Raw genomic sequence first — 9,848 nt, forward strand, 5'->3', positions numbered from 1 at the left:
CGGCCGGCGGCACGGGCGCGCCGGGCCCGGCCGTGGGCGGCCCGGAGGGCGCCGCCGGTACGGGCGGCGTCGCGGGGGCGGGGCCGGGGTGCGACGCCGGAGTGCCAGGACGCGGCCCGTCCGCGGGCGGAACGCCGGTGGCCTCGTTCTCGGTGCTCACAGCTCTCTCCTCATGTGCACGACATTCCGGGTGACGGCCCACGCGTACAAAGGTTCCGTCATCTTCCGCATGCATCGTCCGCAACCGTCTTCGGCAAAGCCTTTCCCAGAGCGCGTCAGACCACCGTAAGGAGCGGCGGCCACCCCGCCCGCCATCCTTTATTCCAGGACAAACCACCAGCGCCGCGCCGGGCCGGGTCCCGGTCCTCCTGGTCGTCCCGGTGGCCCGGGTGGGCCGGTTGTCCGGGTGGGCCGGTCGCCCGGGTGCCGGTCGTGGAGACGTCCGCGGCCGGGTTCCACCGTCGGCCCGTCCGATGCCCGTATCCGCGCGCCGGGAAGCGCGCCGCGGGGCGCCGCGGCGCGCTTCCCGGCGTGTCAGCGGCGCCGCGATCTCGTTTCAGGCCTCACCCGATCGCGCCCGGTGGTGGCACCATGACCCGGTGACCTCCGCGCACCCGGCCCGGAGCACCAGCCCCGGCCCTCCCGCCGTCTCCGTCGTCGCCCACCGCGGGGCCTCCGAGGAGGCGCCCGAACACACGCTCGCCGCCTACCGCCGCGCGATCGAGCACGGCGCCGACGCGCTGGAGTGCGATGTGCGGCTGACCGCGGACGGCCACCTCGTGTGCGTGCACGACCGCCGCGTCGACCGGACCTCCAACGGCCGGGGCGCGGTCTCCTCCCTCGAACTGTCCGACCTCGCCGCCCTCGACTTCGGATCGTGGAAGGGACGGTTCACCGACACCGAGGAGCCCGACCGCGACAGCACCGCCGTCCTCACCCTCGACAGCCTCCTCGCCCTGGTCGCCGACGCTCCCCGCCGCGTCGAGCTGGCCGTCGAGACCAAGCACCCCACCCGCTGGGCCGGACGGGTGGAGGAGCGGCTGGTGGCGCTGCTGCGCCGCTACGGGCTGGACGCGCCGCCGCCCGGTGAGCTCCCGCGCGTGCGGGTGATGAGCTTCTCCGCCCGCTCACTCCAGCGCGTACGGACCGAGGCGCCCGCCGTGCCGGCCGTCTACCTGATGCAGTTCCTCATGCCGCGCCACCGGGACGGGCACCTGCCCGAGGGCGTCCGCATCGCCGGGCCGAGCATCCGGATCGTACGCGGCAACCCCGGCTACGTGGCCCGATTGCACCGCGCGGGCCACGAGGTGCACGTGTGGACCGTGGACGACCCCGCTGACGTGGAGCTTTGCGCCCGGCTCGGAGTCGATGCGGTCATCACGAACCGTCCCAAGCAGGTGTTGTCACAACTCGGCCGCTCATAGTGGGGCATTACAAGGAGTGCACCGGCGCGTTCGGGACGCGCCCCTGGATGTCGAGTACGTCACCGGGTGGTAATTGGCCGGTTTCCTATGCACTTCACCGGGGCATCCTGCCCGTGGCGTGGGGCAAAGGAGGATCTCGGGGGTGGCGTGGGTGGTGGCACAGCGGGTGCCGACGGCGTCGACCATGGCCGTGGTCCATGGTCCCGCCGGCGTCGGCGCGGCACGGCACTGGATGCGCGGGCATCTGCTCGGGACCGGCCTGCCGGACTCGATCGTGGACGACGCGGTCCTGGTCCTCTCCGAGCTGCTCGGCAACGCGTGGCGGCACGGCCGTCCGCTCGGTTCCGGCCAGGCGTCCGGCCAGGCGTCCGGGCTGGGCCCCGACGTGTGCGCGGACGACGCGGGCACGGTCCGCGCGGCCTGGCGGGTGGACGCGGAGGCCCGGCTGACGGTCGAGGTGACCGACGGCGGCGGCCCGACGCGGCCCGTTCCGGCCACGCCGTCCGTCACCGCGCGCGGCGGCCGCGGCCTCACCATCATCACCGCCCTCGCCGAGAACTGGGGCGTGCGGTACGAGCCCGGCGAGGTGACCGTGTGGGCCGTACTGGCCGCGGCCTGTGACGAGTTCGCTACGCGCGTCGCCTCCGGCCCCGGTCTCGCGCTGGGTGCCGGGGCGCCGCTGGGGGCCGGGGCGGCTCCGGGCGGCGGGGTCCCGGGCGCCGGGGCGGCCGACGCCGTGCCGCCGTTCTCCCCGGGGCTCGCCGGGGGTCTGGCGCCCGTGTTCGACCCCGAGCCGTCCCTCGCCGACCTCGACGAGCCCTTCTAGGGCCCGGCTCCAGGGCCCGGCTCCAGGGCCCGGCGAGAGTCCCCGCACCCCGCGCGTGCCACCGTCCGCCCCGCCGCGCGGCGACGCGCCGCCGCGAGGGCCGCGGGATTCCCGCATGGTTTCGGCCAAAGGGCTAGGCTTCCCGCCCGTACCAGTCCACGTCGCACGGCCGAGCGGGCCCGTGCGGGTCCAGTGCCGTGCCCCGCGCGCCCGTACGAGCGCGTACGGAGCCGCCTCGAACCGCAGCCGGGCCGCTCCGGGCCGGCACGAGCCGCACCGACCGGGAGACCGCCACGCCATGGCAAAGAAGCGCCGCCCCCCGACGAAGGCGACCAGAGGCACCAAGGGGACCACGACCGCGCCCCGGACCGCGCCGCCGCGGCTGGGCGCCGACCCGGCCGCGGGCGGGGCGGTGCCGGCCGTCGGCGCGCGCGAGCCGTGCCCCTGCGGCTCCGGCCGCCGCTACAAGGCCTGCCACGGCCGTACCGCCGTCCAGGCGGCCACGGAGCTGGTCCGGCGGCCCTTCGAGGGGCTGCCGGGCGAGTGCGACTGGGTGGCGCTGCGCGAGCTGGTCCCGGCCGCGACCGCCGAGCTGCGGCCGCGGGACGGGCTGCCCGAGGGCGTGCCGTCGCTGACCCTGGCGACCGTGCTGCCGATGGCCTGGCCCGCGCTGCGCCGCGACAGCGGGGCGGTCCTGCTGGGCCTGCAGAACGACACCGCGTCCGGCGACGTCAGCCGCGACCTCGCGGACGTCCTGCGGCGCGCGCTGACCGCCGAGCCCGGCACGCCGGTCCCGGCCGCGGGCCCGTCCGCCGAGGGCCCGCGCCTACAGGACCTGCTGGACCCGACCGCGCCTTTCACGCCGACTGTGCACGAGGGCTTCGAGTTCTGGCTGGAGGACGCCGCGAGCGCCACGGGCGAGGTCGCCGCGTCCCTGGAGCGGGCGAACGCCGCCGCGGTCCCCACGGCCCGGCTCACCGGCGTCGAGGCCGCGTACTGGTGCGCCCCGCCCGACCGCAACCACCTGCGCTGGGTGATGCCGCACCCGGAGGAGCGGCTGCTGGACGCCCTGGCGCGGCTGCACGCGGCGGGCGCGTCCTCGCTCGGCGAGGGAACCCGCCTGGTCGGCTCCTTCCGGGCCCACGGGCTGACGGTGCCGGTGTGGGACCTGCCGAGCGCGATGAGCGCGGAGGAGACCGAGAAGCCCGCGGCGGTCTTCGCCGAGCGGCTGGGCGAGGCGTTGGCCGTCGACGCGCCGCTGACCGCCGAACAGCGGCGCGCCCGGGGCGGCCTCACCAACCGTCAGGTGACACTCAGCTAGAAGGGGCCGAACGGGGGCCGCGGAGGGCCCCATGGACGTGAGACTGCTCACAGTCACCCGCTTCAGCCCGTAATCAGGCGTCCGGAATTCCGCGATCGAATTTGCAGACCGCCGATCTCTTGTTACGGTTTCCAAGAGCCCGGTCGCTGGTGCATCCCCCGTCGCCAGCGACCGGGCGCTTCTGTGCCCGGACCCGGACGGCCGCGAACGGCCGCGGAGGGCGCCCGGACCCGGACGGCCGCGGAGCGCCCGGCTCGGGTCCGAGGGCGGCCGGGCACGAGCCCCGGAGCACTCCACGCGCGGCGGGCGGCCCGCTCCGTACGGCCGCCACGGCCCACCCGGATCCGGGCCGCTCCTTCCGGACCGCTCCCGTACGGGCTGCGGGACCGCCGCGCGCGAGCCGCTGAGCCCCGCCGTGGGCCTTCGGCCCCGTACGCGGCCCCGGATGGGCGCCCGGGACGCCGGACAGGCCTTCAGACGGCCCGTCAGGGACTCGCGGAGGTCTCTGCGACGGAAGCCGCCGACGCGGCGGACGGCGCGGCGGACGCTCCCGGCGCGGACGACGGGACGACCGGCACCGGAGACACCACGGCCCCCGGCGGCGCGGGCGGCGCGGGCGGTACCCGCGGTACATGCGGCACGGGCGGTACGTCCGACACCGGCGGAACGGGCGGCGCCGACCGTACGGGCGGCACCGGCGAGATCGGCGCTACCGGCGGCACCGGCGCTACCGGCGGTACGAACGTCCGGCCGGCCGAGCGGCCCGAGGCCGGGCTCAGCGGCTGGTCCGCGAACTCCCGCGAGCGACCGTCCTGGGGCGGCACCGGCGACGTCCCGCGCTCCCCCGGCGAACGGCCGCCCATGTGCCCTTCGGTCGCCGCGGCGAGTGCCAGGGCGGCGGCGAGCGCCGCCGCGCTCGCGAGCGCGACCACCCGGAGATGCGCCGGACCTCGCTGGAACGCAGGCGCCATGGGACCCACCTGGTACTCGCCGGAACGCGTGACGACTATCCGAACATAATACCTGATACGTGAATTCTCGGGCGGCTTGGCGTCCGGCGCCGGACAGGTCTCCCGAAGGGCGGTAGCCGTACGAGTGACGGGCCCGGCACGAGGGGCGCCACAAGGGGCACGAGAACACGAGCGCCGCGCGGCCGACGCCCCACGGCCCCGGCCCGCGATCCCCAGCCCGCGGCCCCTGGCTGCGGTCCGCGCTCCCCGAAGCCCGGTCCGCCACCCGCCGTCCGGCGCCCGCGGATTCGCCACCCGCCGCCACCCGCCGCCACCCACGCCGCGTCCCGCCGCAGCGCGCGGCCAAGCGCACTCGTCAGACCTGCCCGGGCCTGCCGACCTGCCGTACGCCCCCGTACCCGGCGGACGAGCCCCCCGCCGCCCGTCTCCGGGCGTCAGTACGCGAGCCGACTGCCGTCCGGCGCGCAGGTGCTCGCCTCGACCAGCGCGTCGAGCACGGTGGCCACCTCCGGCAGCCACGGCGCCCCGCCGCGCCGCTGCGGCGCGCGCTCCCAGCACACCCGGCCCGCGCCGGTCTGCGAGGGAGGCAGCGCCACGTAGCCGCCGTCGCCGTGGAAGCGCAGGGAGCTGGGCACCCAGGCCTGACGGTTCAGCAGCTCGCCCAGCTCCTCCAGCGAGTACGGAGCCACCAGCAGCGACCAGCGGGTGGGCGTGGCGACCACCGGGCCGGTACGCACGCCGAACCGGTCGAACGTCGCGAGCGCCCGCGCGCCCACGACCGCGGGCAGGCTCACCGCGCAGGGCGCCCGCCCGCCGGTGGCCAGGATGACGGGCGCGGCCGGCCGGTTCGCCCACCACCAGCGGACCATGCGCGGGTCGGTGCTGGCCGCCAGCAGACCCGGGTCGAAGGGGTGGCCGCCCGGCACCACGCAGTCGGGGTGCGGGCAGCCGCACGCGCGCTGCCGACCGTATCCAGCCAGCTCGCGCAGTGGTGGCGCGGCCAGCCGCCCGCGCGCCCGCCCGGGCTGCAGACCGACGCCGGGGAGTACGGGCCACTGCCACTCGGTGGCGAAGGCAAGCGCCGCGCGGAGCAGCGGCTGCCTCGTGCCGCGCCACAGCGAGAACTTGCGTCGGCTTCCCACGATCTCGCGCATGAGCGCCCGTTCCTTTCCGTTAACGAGGTTAACGCCGTGAGCTGTATACCCATCACACGACTTCGCACTACATGGCACTTCACATGGCATTACGTGGTGCTGTGCGGCATTGTTCGCCCGTCACGCCGGGTGGGCCGCAGGTCACTGCGCGTACGAAGCAGCGCATCACGCCGCTGGCCGAGCGTGGAACGTGGCGAGGGGTGGCGAGGGGTGGCGCGCCCCGCGGCGCCTTGCCCGCTCCATGGTGCGTCCCCACGCCACCGAGGGTGGGCGCGGCCGTCGCCGACTATGACGTCGGGACCGGCCACGGGGTTCCGGGTGATCCCACCTACCCGTACCCCTCTCCGAAGAGATACCCCCCGCAGTGGATCCGACGCGCCGCCGAATGACGTCATTCGACCTCAAACGGGCGGCTGCTTGGCATGTTTTCAGCCAACCAGAGAATGGTTACAGAGCCGACAACCCCACCGCAACGATGCTGGACATCGCCTCGTCGCGGCGATACATGTGGAGTCAGGAGCGGCACGGTAGCGGCGCAGCACGACAGGGGGTTCGCGATGCTCTTGAGGAAGCCGGACGCCGCACACGAGGGCGGCCGGACATGAGCGCACCCCGCCTGCCAAAAGTGGCCGGATTCGATTCATCTGCCGACGCCCCCGGGGAGACTGTCGGCCACTCCTCCCACCCACCCTCGACCCCTTCCTCGACGCCGCCCTCGACGCCGGACGACGCCCCGCGTACGGCTGAGGACACCGAGCACCCCGAGCGCGCCCCGGACTCTCCTGAAGCCGCGTCAGAACCAGACCGACCGGACGGTGCGGACCGACCGGCTGGTCCGGACCGCCCGCCGGCCGGACAGCCCGAACAGTCTGGACAGCCCGAGGCGGACCTTTCCGAGACCACCGACGCGGCCGACGCGGAAACGGCCGACCCGGACCCCGCCTCCCAGAGCCCAGCCGCCGACGAAGCGGGCGGAGCGGGCGGAGCGGGCGGAGCGGGCGGAGCGGGCGGAGCGGTCGGAGCGGGCGGAGCAGAAGAAGCCGAGCGGTCCGCCGAGGACCACCTGGCCGCCTGGGCCGCCGACCTCGCCGCCCTCAGCGCGTTCACGGAGCGCCTGGCGCACACCGGCACCCTGGACGAGGCTCTGAACGAGGTGGTGCGCGCCGGGGCGGCGCTCGTGGGCGCCCGGCGCGGCCTCGTCGCCCTGGAACCGGCCGACGGGCTCGGCCCGGTCACCACGGTCACCCTCGGCCTGTGCCGCGCCGACGTCGGCCACATGGAGACGATCCCGCCGGCGTCGGCCGCGGCCGGACGGCTGTTCGAGGAGTCGCCCAGCCACCCGCCGGAGCACCCGCGACCCGCCGCGCCCGCCCCGGCCACCCCGCTCACCCCGCTCACCTCGATCACCCCGCTCACCCCGCTCAACGGCCCGCACGGCGGAGCACCGGCGCCCGCCGGCCCGCCCGGCCCCCCGGCCCCGTACGCCCCCTCCGCCCCGCACGTCGCGCACGCCGACATCGCGCACGAGGACGGCCTCGACCCCCGTCACCGCGAGGTGGCCGCGCGCGTCGGCTACGCCGCCAGCTACGCCGTCCCGCTCTGCCCGCCCCCGTCCCCCCACCCCCACCCGCGGCGCCCGCCCCGCTCCCCGGCGGCCGGGTCCGCCCACCGCGACCGGCTCGGCGCCGCCACCTGGCTGTACGACGAGCCCGCCCAGCCCGCCGAGCGCCAGCGCCGCCTGGTGGCCCTGTACTGCCGCTACGCCTCCGCCCACCTGGCCCGCGTCCTCGAACTCACCCGCGCCCGCGCCGCCCTCGCCACCGTCGGCCGCGAGCTGCTGACGACCCGCATGCCGGCCGTCCCGGGCGTACGCCTCGCCGTACGCCACCGCGCCGGATCGCACGGTGGCGGCCACTGGTACGACGCGCTGCCGCTGCCGGACGGCACGTTCGGCCTGGCCGTCGGCGGCGTCAACGGGGCCGGGCCGCGCGCCGTGGCCGCGATGGGGCGGCTGCGGTCGGCCCTGCGCGCGTACGCCGTGATCGAGGGCGAGGACCCCGTCGCCGTCCTGTCCGACCTGGAGCTGATGCTGCGGCTGACCGAGCCCGCGCGCTGCGCGACGGCCCTGTTCGCCTACTGCGAGCCCGGCGGACCGGCCCCGCGCAAGGTGGTGCTGGCCGGGGCCGGGCACTGCCCGCCGCTGCTGATCGGCGCGCGGCGCGCGGAGTTCGTGGAGACGTCGCTGTCCGCGCCGCTCGGCATGCTGTCGTGCTGGGAGGCGCCCAGCGTCGAGATCGCGCCGGCCCCCGGAGAAACGCTCCTCCTCTATAACAGCGGCCTGCTCCACCACGGCGGCCCGCCGCACCGCACCACCGCGTCGACGGACCACGCCTACGAGCGGCTGCGCGCGGCGGCGGCCGGCCTGCCCGGCCCGGTGCGCGGCGACCCGGACCGCGTCGCGGACCACCTGCTGCGCACGCTTCACCCGGAGGCACCGGAAGAGGACATCGTCCTGCTGGCGGCACGTTTCGACTGACGTACGCCCCGAAGCGCACGAACGAAGACACACAACCCAGCCCGTACGAACCGGCGCACACGAAACGCCCCGAAGCACGGACCCACGCACGGACCGCCGCACGGACCCACGCGCGGCCGGGCAAGCCCCCGGCCCGACGAGGCGGGCCCGCCCGCCCACGCACGCGCGGCGGGTCTCCCGGCCGCGTCCTCCCCGCGCCTACGATGGAGGAGGGCGATTTCGAGGAGGATGACGTTGACCGAGGAGCCCACCGCCGAGCCCGAGCGCCTGAAGCCGTCCGACCAGCGGCCCGCGGCGGCCGAGGAGCCCGAAGAGGCCACCGGCCAGCCCGCCTCCGAGCAGCCCCCGGTCAAGAGGCGGAAGAACGGACTGGACCCGGACCTCTCCGACGAGCTGGCCGAGTCCATGAAGCACGGCTGGGCCGACACCGAGCGGCACGACCTCCAGCCCGTTCCGCAGGCAGGCCACACCGCCCGCCGCCGCGCCGCCCTGTCCGCGCGCTTCCCCGGCGAGCGCCTGGTGGTCCCGGCGGGCAACCTCCGCCGCCGGTCCAACGACACGGACTACCCCTTCCGGGCCGCGACCGAGTACGCGTACCTCACCGGCGACCAGACCGAGGACGGCGTCCTCGTCCTGGAGCCGGTCCCCGCGGGCGGCCACGAGGCGACGCTCTACCTCCTGCCGCGCTCCAACCGGGAGAACGGCGAGTTCTGGCTCGACGGCCAGGGCGAGCTGTGGGTCGGCCGCCGCCACAGCCTCACCGAGAGCGAGCGGCTGTACGGGCTGCCCTGCCGGGACGTACGGGAGGTCGCCGAGCAGCTGAAGGCCGCCACCGGCCCGGTGCGCGTGGTGCGCGGCCACGACGCGGGGATCGAGGCGGCGCTCGCCGACAAGGTCACCGCCGAGCGTGACGAGGAGCTGCGGGTCTTCCTCAGCGAGCAGCGCCTGATCAAGGACGAGTTCGAGATCGCCGAGCTCCAGTCGGCGGTGGACGCGACCATCCGCGGCTTCGAGGACGTCGTCCGGGTCCTGGACCGGGCGGAGGCCACCTCCGAGCGGTACATCGAGGGGACGTTCTTCCTGCGCGCCCGCGTCGAGGGCAACGACGTCGGCTACGGCTCCATCTGCGCCGCGGGCCCGCACGCCACCACCCTGCACTGGGTGCGCAACGACGGCCCCGTACGCGCGGGCGACCTGCTCCTGCTCGACGCCGGCGTGGAGGCCCGCACCCTCTACACGGCCGACATCACCCGCACCCTGCCGATCGACGGCACCTTCAGCGCGGTCCAGCGGAAGGTCTACGACGCGGTGTACGACGCGCAGGCGGCCGCCCTCGCGGCGGTGCGCCCGGGTGCGAAGTACCGCGACTTCCACCAGGCCGCCCAGCGGGTCCTCGCCGCCCGCCTGGTCGAGTGGGGCCTGGTCGACGGCCCGGTCGAGCGCGTGCTGGAACTGGGCCTCCAGCGCCGCTGGACCCTGCACGGCACCGGCCACATGCTCGGCATGGACGTGCACGACTGCGCCGTGGCCCGCCGCGAGTCGTATGCGGACGGCACCCTGGAGCCCGGCATGTGCCTGACGGTCGAGCCGGGCCTGTACTTCCAGCCGGACGACCT

The 9,848-nt window shown here is 76.0% G+C and carries 5 protein-coding genes and 1 pseudogene; 5 read left to right on the top strand and 1 reads right to left on the bottom strand.

Translation table 11 applies throughout. The features are described from left to right. Positions 1–599 precede the first annotated feature (599 nt). The 3 genes and pseudogenes from RKE29_RS24110 to RKE29_RS24120 all read left to right on the top strand — a co-directional run bounded on the left by RKE29_RS24110 (position 600) and on the right by RKE29_RS24120 (position 3,571). Entirely contained in the window at positions 600–1,424 is an 825-nt protein-coding gene (locus RKE29_RS24110; protein WP_312007710.1) for a glycerophosphodiester phosphodiesterase, read from the top strand. A gap of 87 nt (positions 1,425–1,511) precedes the next feature. Next, a pseudogene (locus RKE29_RS24115) lies at positions 1,512–2,250 on the top strand (ATP-binding protein). Positions 2,251–2,548: 298 nt separating this feature from the next. Beyond that, positions 2,549–3,571 carry a DUF5926 family protein gene (locus tag RKE29_RS24120; RefSeq protein ID WP_312007712.1) on the top strand — a complete coding sequence of 341 codons (1,023 nt, stop codon included), beginning with the start codon at positions 2,549–2,551 and terminating at the stop codon, positions 3,569–3,571. 1,405 nt (positions 3,572–4,976) lie between these two features. On the opposite strand, the gene RKE29_RS24125 is transcribed toward RKE29_RS24120, so the two are convergent. Next, positions 4,977–5,696, bottom strand: coding sequence for a bifunctional DNA primase/polymerase (locus tag RKE29_RS24125; protein ID WP_312007713.1), 720 nt, complete (start codon positions 5,694–5,696; stop codon positions 4,977–4,979). Positions 5,697–6,759: 1,063 nt separating this feature from the next. On the opposite strand from RKE29_RS24125, the gene RKE29_RS24130 reads away from it, so the two are divergent. Both RKE29_RS24130 and RKE29_RS24135 read left to right on the top strand, forming a co-directional pair. Next, positions 6,760–8,232 (top strand): PP2C family protein-serine/threonine phosphatase, encoded by a 1,473-nt coding sequence (locus tag RKE29_RS24130; RefSeq protein ID WP_312007714.1) that lies wholly within the window; start codon positions 6,760–6,762, stop codon positions 8,230–8,232. Positions 8,233–8,601: 369 nt separating this feature from the next. Further along, a partial coding sequence (locus tag RKE29_RS24135; RefSeq protein WP_312007715.1) for a Xaa-Pro aminopeptidase occupies positions 8,602–9,848 on the top strand: 1,247 nt, incomplete at its 3' end.

The sequence above is a fragment of the Streptomyces sp. B1866 genome (assembly GCF_031932565.1).
Classification (GTDB): Bacteria; Actinomycetota; Actinomycetes; order Streptomycetales; family Streptomycetaceae; genus Streptomyces.